At 66.2% G+C, this 22,980-nt stretch carries 22 protein-coding genes; 17 read left to right on the top strand and 5 right to left on the bottom strand.

Going from position 1 to position 22,980, the window contains the following annotated elements; all coding sequences use genetic code 11:
* Positions 1-241 precede the first annotated feature (241 nt).
* Both JOE41_RS19145 and sepH read right to left on the bottom strand, forming a co-directional pair.
* Positions 242-760, bottom strand: a complete 519-nt coding sequence (locus tag JOE41_RS19145; RefSeq protein WP_307800721.1) for a flavodoxin domain-containing protein — start codon at positions 758-760, stop codon at positions 242-244.
* Positions 761-858: 98 nt separating this feature from the next.
* Positions 859-2,337 carry a septation protein SepH gene (gene sepH / locus JOE41_RS19150; RefSeq protein ID WP_209753252.1) on the bottom strand — a complete coding sequence of 493 codons (1,479 nt, stop codon included), beginning with the start codon at positions 2,335-2,337 and terminating at the stop codon, positions 859-861.
* Between the two features lie 357 nt (positions 2,338-2,694).
* On the opposite strand from sepH, the gene JOE41_RS19155 reads away from it, so the two are divergent.
* The gene (locus JOE41_RS19155) at positions 2,695-2,994 is read left to right on the top strand and encodes a DUF4193 domain-containing protein (RefSeq protein ID WP_011691494.1); all 300 of its coding nucleotides are present in this window, start codon (positions 2,695-2,697) and stop codon (positions 2,992-2,994) included.
* A gap of 15 nt (positions 2,995-3,009) precedes the next feature.
* On the opposite strand, the gene JOE41_RS19160 is transcribed toward JOE41_RS19155, so the two are convergent.
* Entirely contained in the window at positions 3,010-3,498 is a 489-nt protein-coding gene (locus tag JOE41_RS19160) for a DUF3093 domain-containing protein (RefSeq protein WP_011691495.1), read from the bottom strand.
* Positions 3,499-3,604: 106 nt separating this feature from the next.
* On the opposite strand from JOE41_RS19160, the gene dut reads away from it, so the two are divergent.
* The 4 genes from dut to JOE41_RS19180 all read left to right on the top strand — a co-directional run bounded on the left by dut (position 3,605) and on the right by JOE41_RS19180 (position 6,117).
* A complete protein-coding gene (gene dut, locus JOE41_RS19165) occupies positions 3,605-4,153 on the top strand; it encodes a dUTP diphosphatase (RefSeq protein WP_011691496.1) in 549 nt (182 codons plus the stop codon).
* A gap of 95 nt (positions 4,154-4,248) precedes the next feature.
* Positions 4,249-4,953 carry a DUF3710 domain-containing protein gene (locus JOE41_RS19170; protein WP_209753253.1) on the top strand — a complete coding sequence of 235 codons (705 nt, stop codon included), beginning with the start codon at positions 4,249-4,251 and terminating at the stop codon, positions 4,951-4,953.
* Complete coding sequence (locus JOE41_RS19175) at positions 4,946-5,338, top strand: hypothetical protein (RefSeq protein WP_011691498.1); 393 nt, start codon at positions 4,946-4,948, stop codon at positions 5,336-5,338. Before JOE41_RS19170 ends, JOE41_RS19175 begins: the two co-directional genes overlap by 8 nt.
* Positions 5,335-6,117 (top strand): DUF3159 domain-containing protein, encoded by a 783-nt coding sequence (locus JOE41_RS19180; RefSeq protein WP_209753254.1) that lies wholly within the window; start codon positions 5,335-5,337, stop codon positions 6,115-6,117. The genes JOE41_RS19175 and JOE41_RS19180 overlap by 4 nt, the downstream gene beginning before the upstream one ends.
* A gap of 9 nt (positions 6,118-6,126) precedes the next feature.
* Here the strand turns inward: JOE41_RS19180 and JOE41_RS19185 are convergent, their stop codons facing one another.
* Entirely contained in the window at positions 6,127-6,888 is a 762-nt protein-coding gene (locus JOE41_RS19185) for a TrkA family potassium uptake protein (RefSeq protein ID WP_011691500.1), read from the bottom strand.
* Positions 6,889-7,560, bottom strand: a complete 672-nt coding sequence (locus JOE41_RS19190; protein WP_011691501.1) for a TrkA family potassium uptake protein — start codon at positions 7,558-7,560, stop codon at positions 6,889-6,891.
* A gap of 166 nt (positions 7,561-7,726) precedes the next feature.
* Here JOE41_RS19190 and JOE41_RS19195 point away from each other — a divergent pair, with 166 nt between their 5' ends.
* The 12 genes from JOE41_RS19195 (at position 7,727) to JOE41_RS19250 (ending at position 22,947) form a co-directional block, all read left to right on the top strand.
* Positions 7,727-9,703: an APC family permease gene (locus JOE41_RS19195; RefSeq protein WP_043429654.1), complete on the top strand. Its 1,977-nt coding sequence runs from the start codon at positions 7,727-7,729 to the stop codon at positions 9,701-9,703.
* Positions 9,700-11,061: a class I SAM-dependent RNA methyltransferase gene (locus JOE41_RS19200; RefSeq protein WP_209753255.1), complete on the top strand. Its 1,362-nt coding sequence runs from the start codon at positions 9,700-9,702 to the stop codon at positions 11,059-11,061. The genes JOE41_RS19195 and JOE41_RS19200 overlap by 4 nt, the downstream gene beginning before the upstream one ends.
* A gap of 154 nt (positions 11,062-11,215) precedes the next feature.
* On the top strand, positions 11,216-14,026 hold the full coding sequence (acnA, locus tag JOE41_RS19205; RefSeq protein ID WP_011691504.1) for an aconitate hydratase AcnA: 2,811 nt from the start codon (positions 11,216-11,218) through the stop codon (positions 14,024-14,026).
* Positions 14,027-14,175: 149 nt separating this feature from the next.
* Positions 14,176-16,149 carry a 1-deoxy-D-xylulose-5-phosphate synthase gene (gene dxs, locus JOE41_RS19210; RefSeq protein ID WP_011691505.1) on the top strand — a complete coding sequence of 658 codons (1,974 nt, stop codon included), beginning with the start codon at positions 14,176-14,178 and terminating at the stop codon, positions 16,147-16,149.
* A gap of 2 nt (positions 16,150-16,151) precedes the next feature.
* Positions 16,152-16,706, top strand: coding sequence for a DUF402 domain-containing protein (locus JOE41_RS19215; protein WP_043430545.1), 555 nt, complete (start codon positions 16,152-16,154; stop codon positions 16,704-16,706).
* A complete protein-coding gene (locus tag JOE41_RS19220; RefSeq protein ID WP_011691507.1) occupies positions 16,703-17,263 on the top strand; it encodes a hypothetical protein in 561 nt (186 codons plus the stop codon). Before JOE41_RS19215 ends, JOE41_RS19220 begins: the two co-directional genes overlap by 4 nt.
* A 34-nt stretch (positions 17,264-17,297) precedes the next feature.
* Positions 17,298-17,516, top strand: a complete 219-nt coding sequence (locus JOE41_RS19225) for a hypothetical protein (RefSeq protein WP_011691508.1) — start codon at positions 17,298-17,300, stop codon at positions 17,514-17,516.
* Between the two features lie 86 nt (positions 17,517-17,602).
* The gene (locus tag JOE41_RS19230) at positions 17,603-18,580 is read left to right on the top strand and encodes an aldo/keto reductase (protein WP_209753256.1); all 978 of its coding nucleotides are present in this window, start codon (positions 17,603-17,605) and stop codon (positions 18,578-18,580) included.
* The gene (locus JOE41_RS19235; protein WP_209753257.1) at positions 18,580-19,602 is read left to right on the top strand and encodes a nucleoside hydrolase; all 1,023 of its coding nucleotides are present in this window, start codon (positions 18,580-18,582) and stop codon (positions 19,600-19,602) included. Before JOE41_RS19230 ends, JOE41_RS19235 begins: the two co-directional genes overlap by 1 nt.
* A 93-nt stretch (positions 19,603-19,695) precedes the next feature.
* Positions 19,696-20,517, top strand: coding sequence for an ECF transporter S component (locus tag JOE41_RS19240; protein ID WP_209753258.1), 822 nt, complete (start codon positions 19,696-19,698; stop codon positions 20,515-20,517).
* Positions 20,518-20,548: 31 nt separating this feature from the next.
* The gene (locus JOE41_RS19245) at positions 20,549-21,376 is read left to right on the top strand and encodes an energy-coupling factor transporter transmembrane component T (protein WP_209753259.1); all 828 of its coding nucleotides are present in this window, start codon (positions 20,549-20,551) and stop codon (positions 21,374-21,376) included.
* Positions 21,373-22,947 (top strand): ABC transporter ATP-binding protein, encoded by a 1,575-nt coding sequence (locus tag JOE41_RS19250; RefSeq protein WP_209753260.1) that lies wholly within the window; start codon positions 21,373-21,375, stop codon positions 22,945-22,947. Before JOE41_RS19245 ends, JOE41_RS19250 begins: the two co-directional genes overlap by 4 nt.
* The last annotated feature ends 33 nt before the right edge of the window (positions 22,948-22,980 follow it).

Raw genomic sequence — 22,980 nt, forward strand, 5'->3', positions numbered from 1 at the left:
GCAGGCAGCATCTCCTGGCTGATCGGGCGCCCGGCGGACCAGCCCGAGCTGTCCACTGCTCCCGTCCTCTTTGGACAGGCACCCCCACGCGCCGGCCAGGATGGAGTCAATGAGCACGGCTTCATCGATGTCCGCGGTCATCAGCACACACCGGATTTGCCTTCCGTGCCTTCGCCCGTGAGACCGGGAAGGCACTATGGGTGGATCCCCGACGCCGGCCCCACAGTTGCGAAGACGGCCTTCACCGGGCAGGTTTTTTGAGTTGGTCAGTGATCTCATCCGTCCAGGCGTCCACAGCCGCCCAGTCCCGCAAATCCCCGAATCGGCCGCCGGTGAGCCGGAACACCAGCCGTAGCAGTGCCGGCATCTGGGCGGCCTCGTAGACGCCGGAGAAGAGTCTGTGGCCCCGAAACGGAATGTCCCGTGAGAGAACTCCGGCCAGACGTGCCTGTTGTAGCGCCGCACCCCGCTTGCGGAACGGTTTCGGCAGGGCATCCGCCATCCCCACGCTGAAGGCCCACACGGGTCGTTTGGCCAGCTCGGGCGCATGGCGTGCGAGGAAGGATGCAGCAGGGGGGAGCCACGCCTGGTTGTGGATGGCGCTTCCGACGACGACAGCCTTGTAGCCGGCGACAGACCCGACTTCCTCCACGGACAGGCACTCAACCTCGCCGAGTCCCGCCGCCATTCGGGTCGCCACCCGTTGAGCGATCTCCCGGGTGGAACCCATCGCGCTCGCGTAAGCGATGAGAACGGTCACGATGAGGCCTCCTACCTTCCGTTCTCCAGTCTCATGGAAACTCGGCTGGCGGGAAGGTGCCATAAGGCCCTATGCGGTCTCAGGCAGGGCGGAACGGCTTAGTCGCCGCGTGCGCCGAAAACTATTTCATCCCAGCTGGGCACGCTGGAGCGTTTGGGCTTTGAGGGCTGCCGTTCCGGCTGATCGGCTTCCCGGTCGTTCCGGGCGGCGTCGTTCCTCGCAGTGTCACTCCGGGCTGCGTCATTCCTGGCGGCGGCCGGTGCATCCTCACGGGAGCGGCGGGGGCTCCCGCCTCCCAGCAGTTCATCCAGGCCCACGTTCGGCGCGGATTCGCGGTTCCAGCCGGACTGTCGGGCGGGCGCCGTTTCCCTCACGGGAGCGGATTCTGCGCCGGGGGCTTCATCGCGCTGCGGGCCGCCGGGTGCTTCCGGCATGCTGCCGGACTCTTCGGCGGTCTGTTCGTCCGGACCTGTCACCGGGCGCAGCGGTGAGGCCACGATGGTGATTTCACGGGTTTCCGTGCTGACGCCGTCGTGGAGTTTCAGCCGTTCATCGTCGTCGCCGGTGTGCCGGGGAGCCAGGCTCAGGCGGGACAGCATGGAGGCTCGCATCTCACGCTTGCGGGTGAAAGAATCTCCCTGGGCGGCAGGTGCAGCGGCTTCTTCGCCGCTTTCCGCCCCGGCCGCACTCTCGTCTGCCTCGGGTTCGCCAGCTACTTCGGACGGACGCGGATGGGCCGCCGGAACACCGTTGGTGAGGAGCATAGCCAAGGCGTCGTCGCCGTCTTCGTCTACGCCCAGCCGTTGGCCGCGGCGTGACCGCAGCATGTCGAGCAGGCCGTCCGGGTCCTTTCCGGGCTGGCCGGACGCCGTCCGTGCGGCCGCTGCCTCTGCGTCCGTCTCAAAGTCGAACGGGCGATCGGAAACCGCTGACAGGCGGCGGGCAGGTACCGGGCCGTCGAGCGGTTCCAGCTCGCTGAGCTGCTGCGCCCAGCGGTTGGCGTTTTGCAGCGACTTGCGCGCAGGACTGAACGTCCACATGGCCGGCGGTTCCTCGCCGATGCCGGTGTGTCGGCCGGGATTGGTCTCGAAGCGGGCAACCACTGTCCACGTACCGTCCGGGCGCCGCCAGGAGTCCCATTCGACGGTGGAGGACTCGATGCCGTGGGCGTTGAGCCGGTGAGCCACCATGTCACCGAGCGTGGCGGGGTTGTCCCCGAAGGCGGAGCGGTAGACGTCGTGGCCCGGTGCCGGCGAGGCCACTTCGATTTTTCTGGCCTGCTGTGCCACGTAGTCGCGTTCAGCCAGCACAGGGCCCTCATAACGCTGGACCTTGGCCAGGGGAATGCCTGAGAGTTCTGATACGTCGGCGGCCGTTGCACCGCCTCTGATGCGCGCCTGGATGTCCCGCGGGGACATGGCGACGGGCGCCACCGAAGCGGCAACTTTCGCCGGAGAGCGGCTGGCCGCGAGCCGGAGAGCTTCGTCGATCGGCAGCTGGAACATCTCGCCGCCGGTGCCGCTCAACAGGAGATGCTCTCCGTCGTCGTGGACGCCTACAAGCCGTAGATCCTGCATACAAATCCTCCACCCTGGCATTACTGACATTCGAAACTCTGCCACCCGGCAGTAGCTTTTCCGGGGAGGGGAGAGGGCGCGCCGCGATATTCCGCGACTTTCCGGGGTTTCCTGTGCCCCTGGCCTGCCTGCGTTCCGTCCTGATCAGGCGTTCGCCGGGAATCCACCGAGGAAGCTCTCGCTTTCAAGGACCGCCTGGGGAAAAATGGGCGCCTGAGCCGGGCACAAAACCAGGCCACCCGGCGTTTACATCGGTGAACCGGACCGCGGACCACCCAGCGGGAGCCAACGCTCCCGAAGCGCAGTACCCCCGAACCGGCGAACCCACCGAACAAAGCGGAGTGTGAACAGAAACTAATGGCGACAGATTACGATGCGCCGCGGAAGTCAGAAGAGGAACTGAACGAGGATTCCATCGAGGAATTGAAGACCAGGCGCGCGGACAAACCGACGGCGGTAGTGGATGAAGACGAATCCGACCTGGCCGAAGGCTACGAACTGCCGGGTGCGGACCTGTCCGGCGAGGAACTCCTGGTACGCGTCCTGCCCGCCCAGGCGGATGAATTCACCTGCTCGTCATGCTTCCTGGTCCGTCACCGCTCACAGATCGCCCGGGAAAAGGACGGCCTGCTGTTCTGTAAGGATTGCGAGGGCTGACAGCCGGGGTTGTCCTCAAGCCTTGGTCAGTGCGGCCGCCAGTTGCGCCGGGCGCCGTGTGGAAGCCAGCCAGTAGGGAGTCGGATCGGAAGGATCGGTGATCTCGATCCTCACCACCGGGTCCACCCAGCCGCGGATGCATAGGTATGCCAGTCCGTTCAGGCGCGGGCCGCGCTCAGCCGTCGCGTCCTTCCCGCTAAAAGGGGTCACACTGCCTACATAGCGACGCTCGATAGTGGCCCGTCCCACCTGCAGCGTGTCCGCCGTCACCGTGATGGAGGGCGTGGACAGGACCAGCAGCACCGTGATGATGGCGAACAGCACCAGCGCCGCCGTGATGCCGGCCGTCATGCTGATCGGGGCGAAAACAAGGATTCCGGCGCCGGACAGCCCGGCCGCCACCAGCCAGATCCACGGACTGGGGCGGAGCTTCTCGCTGTATACAACGGTTGTTCCGCGGGGTGTGCTGTTGGGGGCAGGCACAGCTGCACTAGATTCCGGCATAGGCCCAGCTTTCCACTTTTCCCGGGGTATTTCACCTTGGCCGGGTGCCCGACGGCGCCAGCCGCGGCTAGGCCCCGACGCGCCGCTGGCGTTAGAGTGAATGACTGTGACTGAAGAAACTGCAGCCGTGAGTACTTTGCCGTCGGACTCCCCGGAAGGCAGCGCCGCCGCCTACGGATCGCCCACGCTGTCCGTACAGCTGAAAATGCTTGACGCCGGCCTCGAAGCCCCGTCCTACGCCCATCCCGGCGACGCCGGAGCCGACTTGCGGGCCCGCGAGGATGTGGTCCTCGAACCGGGTGAACGCCGGCTGGTGCCCACCGGAGTCTCGATCGCCCTGCCGAACGGTTTCGTCGCACTTATCCACCCGCGTTCCGGGCTCGCCACCAAGCACGGACTGACAGTGGTCAACGCCCCCGGAACGGTCGATGCCGGATACCGCGGAGAGATCGCCGTGACGCTGCTGAACACGGACCGGGAGAAGTCCATTGAGCTTCGTCGCGGCGATAGAATTGCACAGATGGTCATTCAGCGCGTGGAGTACGCACAGTTTGTGGCCGTTGCGGAATTGAGCGACTCGGTCCGCGGTGACGGCGGCTTCGGTTCCACCGGCGGATTCGGTGTGGCCGGCGGCGTCGCTACACCTCAGGCCTAGCCGCCGCGAGCCGCCCGGCTGTGCCGGTGCTGCATGGCTTACCGCGCGGCCCAGGTGGTACGGCGGGACAAGATCACAACTAAGGAGACAACCCGATGGTTTTTGGGCGTGGCAAGAAGGCCAAGAAGGACCAGGCAGCAGAGCCCGGGGAAAGCCTGGAAACTGCAGACTCCGCTGAGGAGAACACCGGCCGGAAAGCCACGGGACCTTTTGACGTCTCGGAAATCGACAGCACCGACGGCTACGTGGACCTCGGCGCCCTGCTGATTGCACCGCGGGAAGGCCTCCAGCTGCGGCTCGAGATTGAGGAAGCCACGCAGCGGGTCGTCGCCGTCACTATGGACCTTGACGGTTCGAGCCTCCAGCTCCAGGCCTTCGCTGCCCCGCGCACCGAGGGACTCTGGGACGAGATCCGTGAACAGATCGGGCAGTCCGTGGGAAGCCAGGGCGGTCAGGTCGAAGAGATCCCCGGTGTTTTCGGCACCGAACTCGTGGCTAAGCTTCCGGCAGGAACCGCCGACGGCGCGGGCGGCTACCGCGTAGCCCGCTTCATCGGCGTCGACGGTCCCCGCTGGTTCCTCCGCGGCGTATTGGGCGGCGAAGCTGCCTTGGACCGCGACGCCGCCGCGAACCTTGAATCCCTGTTCCGGCAGATCGTCGTGGTCCGGGGCGAGAGCCCGATGCCCCCGCGCGACCTGCTCCAGCTCCGCCTGCCGAAGGATTCCGCTCCTGCACCGCAGCAGGGCGCACCGGAATTCGAGCAGCCCGAGCGCGGACCGGAGATCACCCAGATTGGCTGATCCGGCCGGCGAATATCCCCGGCCCGAACTTTCCATTAGTGGATTGCCGGACCGTGGACGGGTGCTGTGCCGCGGCTTCATAGAGTCCGTCACGTACGTTCCGGCCGCCCAGATTGCCACGTTCACCGCGATCGTCACGGACCATGACCTCCCGCGCACCAAGGGCGGACTTGCCCCGGTTGCCGCGGAACCGCCGTCGGCCCGTAAGCCCGGCGGATCGGGCCGGCGCGACCGGCTGCGGGTCGTGTGGCTGGGCCGGCGGCGGGTACCCGGCGTCGACCCGGGCTGCGAACTCCGGCTCGAAGGCATGCTCACAGTGCGCGACGGCCTCCCCACGATGTTCAATCCCCGCTACGAAATACTGTCCCGCCAGGAGAACGAATGACGACGTCCGAGAACCCGGACCCCGCTGCGGGCCCGGGCAAGCCGCGGCCCACCCCGGAACCGCCTTCCGTGGCCGACCTTGCAGAAGGCTACGCCGTGAAGGCCGGCCTGCACCGGTCCAAGGACGGCAGCATCGACGTAGTCAAGAGCGCAGGCGGCGTCCAGGGCATCGCGGAGAGCATCGTCCCTGGACTCGTCTTCCTCGTGGCGTTCACCATCACCCGCGAGCTCACCCTGTCCTTGATAAGTGCGCTCGCTGCGGCCGCCGCATTCACTGTTGCCCGCCTCGTCCAACGGCGGCCGCTGACACAGGCGCTGGCTGGGATCGCCGGCGTCGGAATTTCCGCCTGGCTCGCGAACACCACCGGTAAGGCACAGGACTTTTACGTTCCGGGGTTCTTCACCAATGCGGCCTACATTGCCGGAATGGTGGTGTCCATCGCGCTCCGCTGGCCCGTCGCAGGCCTGCTGTTCGGTTTTATCCGGAACGAGGGCCTGGACTGGCGCAAGGACCCGGCCCGCGTCAGGGCCTACCGCCTGGGCACGTGGGTGATCGTGGGTGTCCTGGCCCTGCGGCTGCTGGTCCAGGTGCCGCTGTACCTCCTCGGCGAACAGGGACTGGCCGGCCTCGCCACCACCAGGCTCATCATGGGTGCCCCGCTGTACATCCTGGGGATCTGGGTGGCATGGCTCATCACCAGGCCGGCAGTTCCGGTGGAGCCCCAGGCGCCGGCGGACCCGGGCGCACGTCCGCAGCCCGGACCTCCGCCGCTGCCTTAGCCGTCGGATCTAGCCGTCAAAACCGTCGTCCTCGGGGGCCTGCTGCTCCTGCTCGCGGACGGGCTGGCCGTCCTCCTGCCCTTCCAGAAGGTCCGCTTCCCGGTCCAGCTGCCGTTCGGGGGACAGTAGCGCCCTGAGACCGTCTTCGGCAGCGATGGTGGTGACGAAGAAGAGTTCGTCACCGCCGTCGAGCACGTCATCCCGGCTGGGCGTGATGGGGGCCTGGTCGCGGAGGATCGCCACCAGCGTGGAATCCTCGGGCCAGTCAATGTCTCCCACGGTGACTCCGATGACGTGGGAGTCATGGGGCACGGTGAACTCGACGAGGGACGAAACCCCGGTCTGCAGGGTCAGCAGCCGGACGAGGTCACCGATTTCCACGGCTTCCTCAACGAGGGCGGTCATGAGCTGCGGTGTGTTGACCGCGACGTCGACGCCCCAGGAGTCGTTGAACATCCAGTCGTTCTTGGGGTTGTTGACGCGTCCCACCGTGCGTCCGACGCCGAACTCGGTCTTTGCCAGCAGGGACACCACCAGGTTGACCTTGTCGTCTCCCGTGGCCGAAACCACGACGTCGGCGTCGTCGAGCTTGGCGTCCTGGAGGGTGCTCAGTTCGCAGGCATCGCCCACCAGCCAATGCGCGCCGCGCAGCCCGCTGCGGCCGATCACCTCCGGCTTCAGGTCGATCAGCAGGATTTCGTGTTTGTGGGAAAGAAGCTCACGGGCGATCGAGGAACCGACGCTCCCTGCCCCGACGATGACGACTTTCACTTACTGCTCCTTGGGTGGTTCTTTGGCAAGAATGTGGCCTACCTCGGCGCTGCGGTCCACCCGCAGCATGGCATGGACAGTGTCGCCCTCCTGGTAGGAGGTGCCGGGGCCGGGCAGCATCCCCTCGCCGAACCTGGTCAGGTAGGCGATCCGGATGCCGGCGACCTTCTCGATTTCGGCCACTGAGTGCCCGATCCAGGACGGATCGAGGTCGATTTCGGCGAGGACCAGCCGCCCGGAAGGCTCACGGAAGTCTCCGGCGAGGTGCTGCTCGGGGAGGATCCGGCGCAGCACCTGGTCGGCGCTCCAGCGCACTGCCGCCACCGTCGGTATGCCCAGGCGCTGGTAGATCTCGGCGCGGCCGGGGTCGTAGATCCGGGCTACGACGTGGGGGACATGGAACGTTTCGCGGGCAACCCGCGTGGCCAGGATGTTCGAGTTGTCTCCGCTGGACACTGCTGCGAAGGCGTAGGCCTCGCTGACGCCGGCCTGTTTCAGGGTTTCCCGGTCGAACCCGACTCCGGTGACCTTCCGGCCGGAAAAACCGGTGCGGAGCCTGCGAAAGGCACGGTCGTCCTGGTCGATGATGGCCACCGAATGGCCCGCATCCTCGAGGGTGTGCGCCAGCGTTGCTCCCACGCGGCCACAACCCATGATCACGAAGTGCGCCACCCGTGCCTCCTCAGTCTTTTTCCTGTTGCTCCGTAAGACTCTACCGGCCGTCCGGGCTGCCCGTTCCGGTGTCCGGCAGATCCCGCGTGCGGCCCCGCGGGCAACCGCGGAGCCAACAGCCGGATGCTGTCATGACATCGCGTCCGAATCAGACTAGCTTTGTGGAGTGCTGACAATATTGAATGCCGTGAAACGGGTTCTCGTGGGACGGCCATTCCGCAATGACCGGCTGGCCCATACCTTGCTGCCAAAGCGGATCGCGCTTCCGGTCTTCGCCTCCGACGCCCTGTCCTCGGTGGCCTATGCGCCCGACGAAATCCTCCTGACCCTGGCCCTGGCGGGTGTGAGCGCCGTGGCGTTTTCACCCTGGGTGGGGCTGGCCGTCATGGTAGTGCTGTTGACCGTCGTCGCGTCCTACCGGCAGAACGTCCACGCTTACCCCTCCGGCGGCGGCGACTACGAGATCGCCAACGAAAACCTGGGCAAGTACGCGGGACTGACAGTCGCGTCCGCATTGTTGGTGGACTATGTACTCACGGTTGCCGTCTCCATGTCGTCCGCTGCAACCTACCTCACCACCGCGGTCCCGGCGCTGCACGGCCAGCAGGCATTGATTGCCACCGTGGGCGTCATCATTTTGGCGTTGGTGAACCTGCGCGGCATCAAGGAAGCGGGAAGCGTCTTCGCTGTCCCCACGTACATTTTCATGGCCTCCATTCTCGGGATGACTGCCGTCGGCGTCTTCCAGGCCCTCACCGGCCAGTTAGGAAAGGCGCCGTCCGCCGACTTCACGATTGTTCCGGCCGCCGGATTCGACGAAGGTCTGGTGGGACTGGCCGGGGCGTTCCTGTTGCTGCGGGCGTTCTCCTCGGGCGCAGCCGCCCTGACCGGGGTGGAAGCCATCAGCAACGGCGTCCCCAATTTCCAGAAACCGAAGAGCAAGAACGCCGCGACCACCCTGCTTCTGCTCGGCGTCATCGCCGCCTCCATGCTGGCCGGCATCATCTACCTGGCGAACGCCACGAAGGTGCACATCGTTCTGGACCCCGCCACGGAATTCCTGCTCAACGGGCAGCCGCTCCCGGAAAACTACATCCAAAGCCCGGCCATCAGCCAGATAGCCCAGACCATCTTCGGACCCGGCTCAGTGCTGTTCTACATCGTCGTTGCAGCAACCGGCGTGATCCTGGTCTTTGCCTCCAACACGGCGTTCAACGGCTTTCCGGTACTGGGCTCGATCCTGGCCCAGGACGGCTACCTGCCGCGCCAGCTGCGCACCCGCGGGGACCGGCTGGCGTTCAGCAACGGCGTCCTGGCCCTCGCCGCAGGCGCCCTCGTGCTCATCCTGTCGTTCAACGCCGACGTCACCAAGCTCATCCAGCTGTACATCGTCGGAGTCTTCATCTCGTTCACGATGAGCCAGCTCGGCATGATCCGGCACTGGGGCCGGGAGCTGAAGCTCGCCAGGGACCCCGCCGTCAAGCTGCGCATGCTCAAGTCCCGCATCATCAATACGATCGGCTTCGGCATGACGGCTCTGGTCCTGGTGATCGTGCTGATCACCAAGTTCGAACAGGGGGCCTGGATCGCCCTGCTGGCGATGTTCGTGCTCTTCCTCATCATGTGGAGCATCCGCGCGCACTACGACAACGTGGCCAAGGAACTGGCCGTGGATGAGGATTCCTCGCCCCGCGCCCTGCCGTCACGGGTCCACGCCGTGCTGCTGGTTTCCCACGTCCGCAAACCCGTTCTGCGGGCACTCGCCTACGCCCGGGCGTCGCGGCCCTCCCGGCTTGATGCCATCACGGTGGACATCAACTCCGAAGAGACCGCGCACACCCTGGCCGACTGGGAGAAACTGGAAATTCCGGTGCCGCTGACGGTGCTCGCCAGCCCGTACCGCGAAACGGTGACCCCCATCATGGAATACGTGAAGAACATGCGGCGGGATTCGCCCCGGGACCTGATCGTGGTCTACATCCCCGAGTACGTGGTGGGCAAATGGTGGGAACAGCTGGTCCATAACCAGACCGCCCTGCGGATCAAAACCCGCCTCCATTTCGAGCCGGGAGTCATGGTGGCCAGCGTGCCGTGGCAACTGAAATCGTCCGAAGAAGCCAAGAAATTGCAGGATATCCAATGAACCCCGAGACCCAGACCCGCACGCATACCGAACTTGTGGTGGATATCGGGCCCATCGCCCACGGCGGGCACTGCGTTGCCCGCCACGAGGGCCGTGTGGTGTTTGTCCGCCACGCCATCCCGGGCGAGAAGGTCCGGATCCGTCTGACGGATGCCGGCGAGGACTCCAAATTTTGGCGAGCGGATGTTGTGGAAGTGCTCGAAGCATCGCCCGACCGTATGCCCCATTTCTGGCATGTGGCGGATTCGCTTCGGGCATGGTCGCACGGGCACCCTCCGGTGGGCGGAGCCGAGCTGGGCCACGTATCCCTTGGACGTCAGCGCAGCCTCAAGGCTGACGTCCTGGCCGAACAGCTGAAGCGGCTCGCCGGCGTCGAACGCGTCACGGAGGTGGAAGCTGTCGGCGCGGCCGCCGCCGCAGGCGACCACAGCCCCGGTGCGCCCGGGCTGGGCTGGCGCACGCGGGCCAGCTTTGCCGTGACACCCGCCGGGAAGCTGGGCATGCACGCGCACAGGTCCGACCAGGTCATTGCCATCCGCGAGATGCCATTGGCCGTGTCCGCCATCAACGACCTCAGGCTTTGGGACATCGACCTCACGGGCGTCGAACGCGTTGAAGTGGCCGCGCCAGCCAACGGCTCGCGCCCGCTGGTCCTGCTGGCACCGGCCGAAGGGACCCGCGCGAAGCGCCTTAGCGGGATCCTCGCGCAGCTTCCCGACGAGGTCTCGGTGGCGAGCTTCGATCCGGCCAAGGGCGAGGCGCTGCAGCTGCGGGGCCGCACCTGGGTGCAGGAGTCGGCCGCCGGGCACGAGTTCCGGGTCACGGGGGAGGGCTTCTGGCAGATCCACCGGGATGCTCCGGAGACACTAGTCGGGGCGGTGAAGGGATTCCTGCACGACGGCGGGTACCTGGAGCCGGGCGCGGTGGTTGCGGACCTGTATGCCGGGGCGGGGCTATTCACCGCAGCGCTTGCGGACGCCGTTGGCGTGACCGGCTCCGTGCTGTCCGTTGAGGGTGCCCCCGGCACCAGCCGGGACGCGCGGAAGAACCTGCACGGGGCACCGCAGGTGGAAATTGTGCAAGGACGCGTGGAACGGGTCCTGCGCCAGAAGCCACGTAACTTCGATGCCCTGGTGCTGGACCCGCCCCGCGCCGGCGCGGGCAAGGCAGTGGTCAGCCAGCTGATGGCGGCCGGTCCCCGGGCCATCGCCTACGTGTCCTGCGATCCGGCGTCGTTCGCCCGGGACCTGGGGTACTTCCGGCAGGGAGGCTGGCAGCTCGCGGGGCTGCGGGCATTCGACCTGTACCCGCACACCCACCACATGGAGACAGTGGCGTTGCTGACGCCCCCGGCATGATGTGACTAGGATGGGCGTAGTAGTCCCACGTCGCGCGCCGAATTCTCGGCTGACCCCATGCTCTTTTGTATGACCTTGTACTAATTAGGATGACCTAACTAGCAAGCGGTCTACCGCGCGACAAAGATGAAACTGTTGCGAGAGGAGTCCTGCGATGAGCATTGTGGACAGCTTCGGTTCAAAAGGCAAACTTAATGTAGCCGGTACCGAATACGAAATTTTCCGGTTGAACTCCGTTGAAGGTGCAGAAAACCTTCCGTTCAGCCTCAAGGTATTGCTTGAAAACCTGTTGAGGACCGAGGACGGCGCCAACATTACGGCCGATCACGTCCGAGCACTGGCCGGCTGGGATCCCAACGCCGAGCCCGACACTGAAATCCAGTTCACGCCGGCGCGCGTGATCATGCAGGACTTCACTGGCGTGCCCTGCGTAGTGGACCTCGCCACCATGCGTGAGGCCGTCAAGGAACTCGGCGGCGACCCCAAGCGGGTCAACCCGCTGGCACCCGCCGAAATGGTGATCGACCACTCGGTGCAGATCGACGCATTCGGCAACTCCGGCGCACTGGAGCGCAACATGGAGATCGAATACCAGCGGAACGGGGAGCGTTACCAGTTCCTCCGCTGGGGCCAGACCGCGTTCGACGACTTCAAGGTCGTCCCGCCGGGAACCGGTATCGTCCACCAGGTCAACATCGAGTACCTGGCCCGCACCGTGATGACCCGCGAAGTTGACGGCGTCGTCCGGGCATACCCGGACACCTGCGTCGGCACCGACTCGCACACCACCATGGTCAACGGCCTGGGCGTGCTGGGCTGGGGCGTCGGCGGCATTGAAGCCGAGGCGGCAATGCTGGGCCAGCCCGTGTCCATGCTGATCCCGCGCGTCGTAGGCTTCAAGCTGACCGGATCCATCCCGGCCGGTGCTACCGCAACCGACGTCGTCCTCACCATCACCGAGCAGCTGCGCAAGCACGGTGTTGTGGGCAAGTTCGTGGAATTCTACGGCGAAGGTGTGGCCGCAGTGCCGCTGGCCAACCGCGCCACCATCGGCAACATGAGCCCGGAGTTTGGCTCCACGGCCGCCATGTTCCCGATCGACGACGTCACCCTTGACTACCTGCGCCTCACAGGCCGCTCGGAAGAGAACGTGGCCCTCGTGGAGTCCTACGCGAAGGAACAGGGCCTGTGGCACGATCCTTCCAAGGAGATCAAGTTCTCCGAGTACCTCGAGCTGGATCTGTCGACCGTTGTTCCGTCGATCTCCGGCCCGAAGCGCCCGCAGGACCGCATCGAGCTCACGGATGCCAAGGAGCAGTTCCGCAAGGACATCCACAACTACGTGAGCATCGAAGACGGCAGCGTGGACGAGTCCCTGGAAGAGTCTTTCCCGGCCTCCGATCCGCCCTCGTTCACCCACGCTGATTCCCACACCACGGAAACGGCAAGGGTTGAGTCCGCCGCCAACGGCGCCCACGGGCGTCCGTCCACCCCGGTGCACGTTGTCACCGCGGACGGCCGCGAGTTCGAACTGGACCACGGCGCGGTTTCCATCGCCTCGATCACGTCCTGCACCAACACGTCCAACCCCTCCGTGATGCTCGCCGCAGCACTGCTGGCACGCAACGCCGTGGACAAGGGCCTGGCAGCTAAGCCGTGGGTCAAGACCTCCGTTGCCCCTGGCTCCAAGGTGGTCACCGACTACTACGAGAAGTCCGGCCTCACTCCGTACCTGGAGAAGCTCGGCTTCTACATCGTGGGCTACGGCTGCGCCACCTGCATCGGCAACTCGGGCCCGCTGGACGCTGAAATCTCCGAGGCTATCCAGGCCAACGACCTTTCCGTCACCGCCGTGCTGTCCGGCAACCGCAACTTCGAAGGCCGGATCAACCCGGACGTGAAGATGAACTACCTGGCCTCCCCGCCGCTGGTCATCGCCTACGCCCTGGCCGGAACCATGGACTTCGACTTCGACACGGATGCGCTCGGACAGGACGAAGCAGGCAACGACGTCTTCCTGAAGGACATCTGGCCGAACCCGGTTGAAGTCCAGCAGGTCATCGACTCGTCGATCGACAAGGAAATGTTTGCCCGCGGCTACGAGGGCGTCTTCGACGGCGATGACCGCTGGAAGGCCCTCTCCACCCCGGCCGGCGACACCTTCGCCTGGGACGAGAAGTCCACGTATGTCCGGAAGCCCCCGTACTTCGAAGGCATGAAGGCCAAGCCTGAGCCCGTCACGGACATCACCGGTGCCCGCGTGCTGCTCAAGCTCGGCGATTCCGTCACCACCGACCACATCTCCCCGGCCGGTTCCTTCAAGTCGGACACCCCTGCAGGCCAGTACCTGCTGGCAAACGGCGTGGAGCGCAAGGACTTCAACTCCTACGGTTCGCGCCGTGGCAACCACGAAGTCATGATCCGCGGCACCTTCGCGAACATCCGCATCAAGAACCAGCTGCTCGACGGCGTCGAGGGTGGCTTCACCCGCGACTTCACCCAGGCGGACGGTCCCCAGGCGTACGTTTACGACGCTGCCCAGAACTACCAGGCAGCCGGCACCCCGCTGGTGGTCCTGGCTGGCAAGGAATACGGCTCCGGCTCGTCCCGTGACTGGGCAGCGAAGGGAACCGCGCTCCTGGGCGTCAAGGCTGTGGTGGCTGAAAGCTACGAACGCATCCACCGCTCCAACCTGATCGGAATGGGCGTCCTGCCGCTGCAGTACCCGGCCGGCGAATCTGCCGCAACCCTGGGCCTGACGGGCACGGAAACCTTCGCAGTCGAGGGCGTCACCGCCCTCAACGAAGGCACCACTCCGAAGACCCTCAAGGTCACGGCCACGGCTGAAGACGGCTCCGCCAAGTCCTTCGATGCGGTCCTCCGCATCGATACCCCGGGCGAAGCGGACTACTACCGCAACGGCGGCATCCTGCAGTACGTGCTGCGCCAGATCTCCGGCAACTAGCGGCGAAGGTCACAACCGGCACCGCCTAAAGCCCCGGCCTGTCACTGACAGGCCGGGGCTTTTGCGTTGCGGGCGGCCGGTCCCTGCGTCCGGCCCGCTTTCGAGGCGTTAGAGTTAAAAGGCATGTCTACCACCCGAAGGAGGCCCCGTTGGGAATTTTGGACACCATCCGGAATCCGCAGGACCTGAGCAAGTTGACCGAAGAACAGCTGTCCCAGCTGGCTGCGGAGGTCAGGAGTTTCCTGATCGGCAACGTGTCACAGACGGGTGGCCACCTCGGACCGAACCTCGGCGTTGTGGAACTGACCATGGCCGTGCACCGTATTTTTGATTCCCCCCGCGACAGCATTGTCTTTGACACCGGGCACCAGTCCTATGTCCACAAGCTCCTCACCGGACGCCAGGACTTCAGCACCCTCCGGCAGGAAGGCGGCATGTCCGGCTATCCGGACCGTGGAGAGTCCGAGCACGACATCGTGGAAAGCTCCCATGCCTCCTCATCGCTTTCCTGGGCCGACGGCATCTCGCGCGCCCGGCAGTTGACCGGCGACGGCGACCGTTATGTCATTGCCGTGGTGGGCGACGGGGCGCTGACCGGCGGTATGGCCTGGGAAGCGATCAACAACATCGCTGCGGACAAACGCCGCCGCGTGGTCATTGTCGTGAACGACAACGGCCGGTCCTATGCCCCCACTGTGGGCGGCTTCGCCGACTATCTCGCATCGCTGCGCCCGACCATCGATTCATTCCGTGCGGCCCCGGCCTACGAGGGCACCCTTGACTGGTGGAAGCGGAAGCTCCAAAACGGCGGACCAGTGGGCCAGTTTACGTACCGCAGCCTGCATGCCATGAAGAAGGGCATCAAGGACTGGTGGGCGCCGCAGGGCATGTTCGAGGACCTCGGCATGAAATACATCGGCCCTGTGGACGGGCACAACCTCCAGGCCATGGAGCACGCACTCTCCACCGCGAAGAATTACGCCGGCCCGGTCATCGTGCACGCAATGACGGAAAAGGGCCACGGCTACGCGCCGGCACGCGCCCACGAAGCTGACCAGTTCCATGCCGTGGGCATCATTGATCCCGAAACCGGCGTGCCCACCGAGGCGGGCGGCGCCCAATCGTGGACGTCCGTTTTCGCCGACGAAATCGCAGCCATCGCCGATGAGCGTAAGGACATCGTGGGCATCACCGGTGCCATGCTCATTCCCGTGGGCCTGCACAAGTTTGCCGCACGGCACCCGGAACGCGTCTTCGACGTCGGCATTGCCGAACAGCACGCGCTCACCTCGGCCGCGGGCATGGCTTTCGGCGGGCTCCACCCCGTGGTCGCCGTCTATGCGACGTTCCTGAACCGTGCCTTCGACCAGCTGCTCATGGACGTGGCGCTGCACAAGGCCGGCGTCACCATCGTCCTGGACCGCGCCGGCGTCACCGGTCCTGATGGCGCCAGCCACCACGGCATGTGGGACATGGCCATGGTGCAGATTGTGCCCGGCCTCCACCTGGCTGCCCCCCGGGACGCAACCCGGCTCCGCGAGGAGCTCCGCGAGGCCGTGGCCATCGAGGACGCGCCCACCGTAGTCCGGTATTCCAAGGGCAACGTGGGCGCCGAAGTGGAAGCCCTGGAGCGCCTCAGCGACGGCGTGGATGTGCTGGCCCGCCGCCCTGCCGGCTCCAGCGAAAACGACGTGCTGATCGTGAGCGTCGGCGCCATGTCCGAACTCGCCCTGGACGTTTCCAACCGCCTGGGAGCCCAAGGCATCAGCTCCACCGTAGTGGACCCCCGCTGGCTGTTGCCGGTCCGGAAATCCATTATTGCGCTGGCTGCCCGCCACCGGCTGGTCATCTGCATCGAAGACGGCGTGCGGGCCGGCGGAGTGGGGTCCCGCATCCGCCAGGAAATGCGCGCCGCCGGGGTGGACACCGCCCTTAACGAAGTGGGGCTGCCCGTGGAGTTCCTGGACCACGGCACCCGTGCGCAGGTTCTGGAACGTGTCGGACTGACCGCCCGCCAGATCACGCACGACGTCGTTGCGCAGGTATTGGGGACGAAGGTGCCTTTCGCCCGTCCCCTGCCCGGCCAGGAACACCCGACTACGGGCAGCCTGCCGAAACTGTGATTTTGCACGAGGCCACACCCCCGGAGAGCCTCAAACCGGGAGACCTGGTGGTGGCGCGGAACCGTAAATGGGACGGCGGCGCCCACTGGGTGGTACCCGGGAACTACCTCGGCGAGGACGTCCACGGCTGGTGGATCTTCCAGCCCAAGGGGTCCTTCATTTCACGGCCCGGGGCAGCCTTCCATGCCAGGTCCGATGCCGTCCTCCTCGTTCCCCGGACGGGCGACTACGTGGCCACGTTCTACGACGACACCTACCCGGGGGACTTCCGGGTGTACGTGGACCTCGCCGTGGGCCACGGCTGGAACGGCATCCGGCCCGGCACCATGGAATTCCACGTCATTGACATGGACCTGGACGTGATCCGGTCCGTGACCCGCGGTGTGTACATCGACGACGAGGACGAATTCGCGGAACACCAGGTGAGCATGAAGTACCCCCGGGACCTCGTGGACCGCATGCTCGCGGAGACAGAACAGCTTTACCAGGCCGTTAAGGCGCAGCAGGCACCGTTCGACGGCACAGACGCCGAGTGGTTCAGGAGAGGACGGGCATGAGCGGAATTATCAGGGTCTACAAACGCGACGACGAAGGGGTCCTGCTGTTCCGGGAGGCCTGGTTCGATGAGGACTACAGCCAGTTCGTGATGAATCACGGCGTGGTGGGGCACCAGAGCAAGACGGACGAAACGGATGTTGCCGACGCTGCGGCCGCAGAGGGCCTCATGGACGCTTTCGCGGTGCAGTGCGCCGAGGACGGCTATGCCGAGCTTGCCGACGAAGACCAGTTCTGGGTGGTGGCGCAGTACGCCCTGAAGACCAAGGACGGCACGGACCGTGACCGCTACCTGGAAGAAAAAGCCAAGGACGCCCTCATCAGCCACCTCGCCTGGCGCGGCCTCGGCACCGTGGAACGAAGTGAATTCAGCGACGCCAAACTCAATATCTTCTGCCTGTGCCCGGACGTCAACAAAGCTGTCAACGCGATCAAGGTCTGCATCCGCGGCGAGGACCTGGACTTCACGAAACTCAGCATCGCGGCGGCACCGTTCGGAGATCCGGCAGCGTTTAAGCTCAAGCACTCGCCGAAACCGGCTTCGGGCTTTACTCTCTAAGAGGGGGCAACCGACTCACTGGGAGGCATCCGTTATGGCGCCAAAATCCGTTCAACCAGGCCACACCCCGATTCCCCGCGGAATCGGCGCGCCTGCCCGCCGGGCCATGGCCCATGCCGGACTGGAAACGCTGGAACAGGTGGTCCAGTTCGGTCAACGGGAACTGTTGAAATTGCACGGAATGGGCGTTAAGACCATGGCCCAGCTTGAGGACGCCATGGACGAGCACGGACTCGAGTTCCCTGTTGCCTGACCAGTCTTCCTGACCCTGGCGCTGCCTTTGACTGCCCGGGCAAGAGGGCGTCCGGACCTTCGTCGCGGCCGTTATAGGCTGATTTCATGACTGAATACCGACGCCTTGGAAATTCCGGTTTGACCGTCTCTGTGGTGGGACTCGGCTGCAACAACCTGGGCCGGGCCAATACCGTGACGGAGTCGCAGGAGGGGACAGACGCCGTCGTTCATGCCGCCCTGGACGCGGGTATTACGCTCTTTGACGTCGCGGACACCTACGGCAGGGAGCCCGGCGTCAGTGAAACCATGCTCGGCAAGGCCCTGGCCGGCCGGCGCGGGGACGCAATTGTCGCCACGAAATTCGGCATGGACATGCGCGGAGCCAACGGCAAGGACTTCGGTGCCCGCGGGTCGCGCCGCTACATCGTCCAGGCAGCCGAAGCGTCACTGCGCCGGCTGGGCACCGACTGGATCGACCTCTACCAGTTCCATACCCCGGATCCGCTGACCCCCATCGACGAGACCCTTGCCGCCCTCGACGACCTGGTGACCAGCGGGAAGGTCCGCTATATCGGCCACTCCAACCGGGCCGGCTGGCAGATCGCCGAGGCAGAATTTGTGGCCCGCGCCCGTGGAGGCGCCCGGTTCATCTCCACCCAGAACCACTACAACCTGCTGGACCGCCGCGCTGAACTCGAAGTCACGCCTGCCGCCGAAGCTTACGGCCTGGGAGTGCTGCCGTACTTCCCTCTGGCCAACGGGCTGCTGACCGGAAAATACGCGCCGGGCAAGGCTCCGGAAGGCTCCCGCCTCAGCCACACGCGCACCAACCTGGTCAATGACGCCGACTGGGAGCAGCTGGACAAGTTCAGCAAGTTTGCCGCCGAGCGGAACCTCAGTGAGATCCAGGTGGCGTTCTCCTGGCTGGCGGCCCAGCCGTCGGTCAGCAGCGTGATCGCGGGCGCCACCAGGCCGGAACAGATCCGTGAAAATGCTGCCGCTGTGGCCTGGGTGCCCGACGCGGACGAACGCGCCGAGCTGGATGAGATCTTCCCCCGCACGCCCAAGGTGGCACTTTTCTGATGCATTCGGTCCTGATGGACGTGGACACCGGGATCGACGATGCCCTGGCCCTGGTCTACCTCCTGTCCCGCCCCGACGTCCGGCTGCAGGCCATCACCTGCACCGCCGGAAACGTGGGCGCGCGCCAGGTGGCACTGAACAACCTTGCCCTGCTCGAGTTGTGCGGCACATCAGGAGTCGAAGTGGCGATCGGGGCCGAAGTGCCGCTCGAGATCCCGCTGGTCACCACGGAGGAAACCCACGGACCGCAGGGAATCGGCTACGCCGAGCTGCCGGTGCCCGCGCAACAAATCTCGGAGCGGCACGCCGTGGACGTCTGGGTGGACGAGGTGCGCAAGCACCCGGGCGAGATCACGGGCCTTATCACCGGCCCGCTGACCAACTTCGCCCTCGCCCTCCGCCGGGAACCGGAACTGCCGCAGTTGCTCAAGGGGCTGGTGATCATGGGCGGTTGCTTCTACTACCAGGGCAACACCACCCCGACGGCAGAGTGGAACGTCTCGGTCGATCCGCATGCCGCGAAGGAAGTCTTTGCCGCCTACCGGGGCCTCCCGGAGGACAAGCTGCCGGTGGTGTGTGCCCTGGAGACCACCGAACTAATCGAGATGCGGCCCGAACACCTGCAGCGACTGGCCGAAGCCGCCGGCACTGGTCCGGAACTCGTCCTTCCGGACCAGCCGGAGGGACTCCGCAGCAGCTCCGGCAACCCCCTGGTGGCGTGCCTGTCCGATGCCATCCGCTTCTACATGGAGTTCCACCGGCTCTACGAGCAGGGCTTCGTGGCCCACGTGCACGACGCCTTCGCTGCCTGTGTGGCCGTGGGCCGGACGGAATACACCGCCCGGCTGGCAACGGTTGACGTCGAGACCGGATCCGCGCTGCTGATGGGCACCACCGTCGCCGATTACCGCGGACTGTGGGGGCTGCCGCCGAACGCCCGGATTGTGACGTCGAACAATCCGAAGCAGTGCTTTGATGAGCTCATCAATTCAGTGGGCGCACTGGCCAGGCGGCTGGCCTAAGATGGTAGCTGCGTCGAGGTGACATAGGCGCACGATTGCCGATCCCGGTACGGGTGTACCCGCGGAACGCAACCCACAGCCTAAGGAACAGCCATGTCACAGCAATCCCGGACCCTCCACGCCCCTGGACAGGCGGCGCCCCGCAGCCGCCGCCTGCTCGAAGCGCTCGGCGCGGCATCCATCGCAGCCACCTTCATCTTCCTTGTCCTGACGCAGCCCGCGGACATCACCAACGGGCTGGCGAGCGGTTCCGCCCTGGTGGCCCTGGGCGGTTTCCTGCTGGGAGCCCTCCTCCTGATCGTGGGCGTGCTGCCCACCCTTCCCACCTCCACGCTGGTGCTGATCCCCGTGGCGCTCGTCCTCAACATCGCCCTTGGCCAGATCATGGGAGCCACTGGACTGCCGTTCTACTTCGACGCGATCGGCACGGTCCTCATCGCCGTCCTGGCGGGTCCGGCGGCGGGCGCTGCAACAGGCGCCCTCAGCAGCGTTGTCTGGTCCTTCATCAATCCCACGGTGCTGCCCTTCGCCGCCGGCGCGGCGCTCATCGGTTTCCTGGCGGGCCTCGCCGCGCGATACGGGCTGTTCCGACGCTTCTACCTGGCCCCGGTGGCAGGCTTCGTGACGGGCATCCTGGCCGGCGTCGTCTCCGCACCTATTGCGGCTTTTGTTTTCGGCGGCACCTCCGGCGTTGGTACCGGCGCCATTGTCAGCGCCTTCCGGGCCATGGGCGATACGCTCCTGTCCGCCATTACCAAGCAGGCACTGATTTCGGATCCCATGGACAAGGCCATTGTCTTCGCAGTAGTCGCGCTGCTGGTGTACGCCCTGCCGCGCCGGACCGCGCTGCAGTTCGCTTTTGTGCGGCGCTTCAACGTGCTGGGCGGCAAGAAGCAGGGAACTCCGGACGCCTGATTCCGTGCCTGCCCCGTCGAGTAAACCCGCCGTGCCGAACGCCCCGTCAGCACTCCACCCCCTGACCGCATTGGCAGCGGCCGTATCGGCCGCGGCCATCACGACGGCGGTGTCCAGTTGGGCGGTTTCCCTTGCCGTGGCCCTTGGCAGCGCCTTGCTGGCGGCGCGGGCCGGGGTTGCAGGGCGGATGGCGCCCGCCGCCGCAGTGATCCTGGCGCCCTTTTGGCTGTCGCTGCTGATCATGCACGGGCTGTTCTTCCCGGAAGGTAAGACAGTGCTGGCTGAGTGGGGCGTCGCACGGGTTACTGCTGAGGGTCTAGGTTTCGCGCTGGACATGGGTATGCGGACGGCCGCCTACGTCATGGTATTCCTGCTCTTTTCGTTCACGGTGCGGGTGCCGGACCTGGTGGCGGTGATGTCAGCGCGCCGTGTGCCTGCGCAGCTCGGCTTCGTCCTGGCGTCCACCCTGACGCTGGCGCCGGCCATCACCGGCAGGCTGGCGCGGATCCGGCAGGCCCAGGAGTCCCGGGGACTGGTGCTCGGCGGCGGCCCCTTGCCGCGGCTGGCGGCGGCACGGCTGCAGATGGTGCCGCTGGTCCTGTCGCTCATCCAGGATGCCGGGGAGCGGGCGCAGGCGCTTGATTCGCGGGGCTTCAACGGCGGCAGGGCGCGCACCAGCTACCGGGAGGTGCCGGATACTGCCGGCCAGCGTGGATTCCGGGCCGTGGCCCTGCTGCTGGCCCTGATCCTGGTGGTGCTGCGGATCTCCGGCCATTGGCCGGATGTCCAGGCGATCGACATCGGGTGGTTCGCCGTCAAGTGGTTGGCAGTCAAGCCGTTCGGGGGAGTCCCCGGATGACGGCAGCTGCGCTGTTGGAAGCCAGAATTGAGGCATTCAGCTACCACGGTGAGGACCGGCCCGTTCTCCACGACTTCGCGGTGGCCGCGGGGCCCGGCACGCTCACCGCCGTGTTGGGCGGGTCCGGAAGCGGGAAGTCGACGCTTGGCAGGCTGTTGGCCGGCTGGCTGTCCGGCGGGAACTCAGGCCGCTTCACGGGCAGCCTGCACCTGCCGGCAGCGTCCCGCGGGGCGGCGGGGGACAGCGGGCCCCTCTACTTCCACGGCGGCGCGGACGATCCCCGTATCAATCCCGCGCTTTGGTCGGAGCAGGTGGGCTTCGTTCCACAGGATGCCGCGGCCCTGCTGTCCACCGTGGCGTCCACGGTTGCCGAGGAACTGGCGTTTGGCCTGGAAAACCGGGGGATGGACAGGCAGCTCATGCGCGCTGAAGTGGCACGTGCCGCCGACGCAGCGGGCCTGACGGCCCTGCTGGAACGCGATCCCGCCACCCTCTCCGGCGGCGAACTGCGGCGGCTGGCTGTAGCCTGTTCCGCCATTACACGCCCCGGTGTGCTGGTCCTCGATGAACCGTTCGGCTCACTGGACAACGCCGGTGCGGCGTCGGTCCGCGCGCTGGTCCGCGGCCTCCTGGACTCCGGCACCGCCGTCATCGTCCTGAGCCAGGCCGCAGATGAGCTTGCCTTCTCAGCGGGGCACTGGCTCGTGCTCGACGGCGGCACCGTCACCGCGCGGGGCACGCCCGGCGAGCTGGCGGGCGGCCCCGCGCTGCTGCGATCCGGCGTCGTCGTTCCCGCGCTGGCGGGCTTCCGTTCCGGCCCGCGCCTCCCGGCCGCTGGTCCGCTCCCGGCCGCGGCAAGCTGCCGTCCCGGTGGGGCAGACGCCCCTGCTGCTGTCCTGGACCTGGAGAGTGTCACGTTCGGCTATCCGGCCGGACGCCGGGCACGCCGAGGAACCCGGGAAACGCTGCAGGGTGTGCTGGGCGGGTTAAGCCTCGCTGTAACGGCAGGTGAGATCGTGGCGGTGACGGGCCCGAACGGTGCCGGCAAGTCCACCCTGCTCCGGCATTTCAACGGACTACTTCGACCGGACCTGGGCTCCGTCCGGATCCAGGGCAATGACATCGCCGGCATTCCCACGGGAAGGGTCGCAGACCTGGTGGGCCTGCTGTTCCAGCATCCGCGGGACCAGCTCTTCGAGCGGACCGTCCTGCGCGAAGTGCTTTTTGGCCTGGACCGCACGTTCGGGGCGGCGGCGGACACGAAGGCACGGGCTGCCCTGGCGGCAGTCGGGCTCGGTGATCAGCTTCATATCCATCCGTATGAGCTGCCGTCCTCCCGCCAGCGGCTCCTGGCCCTCGCCACGGTGCTCGCCCGGGAGCCGCGGCTCCTGGCACTGGACGAACCGACCGTGGGGCTGGACCGGCACGGCCTCGAACGCCTCGATGAAGCCATGTGCGCCGCTGCGAAGCGGGGCGCCGCCGTCGTAATGGTCACGCACGAGCTCGACTATGCCCGTGCCACGGCCCACCGCATCCTGGACCTCAGGAACGGCACGCTGCGGGAACTGTGACCGCCGCTAAACACAGCAGCGCCGCCGCCCGCA

Origin of the sequence: Arthrobacter sp. PvP103, from assembly GCF_017833075.1 — a bacterium.
Classification (GTDB): domain Bacteria; phylum Actinomycetota; class Actinomycetes; order Actinomycetales; family Micrococcaceae; genus Arthrobacter.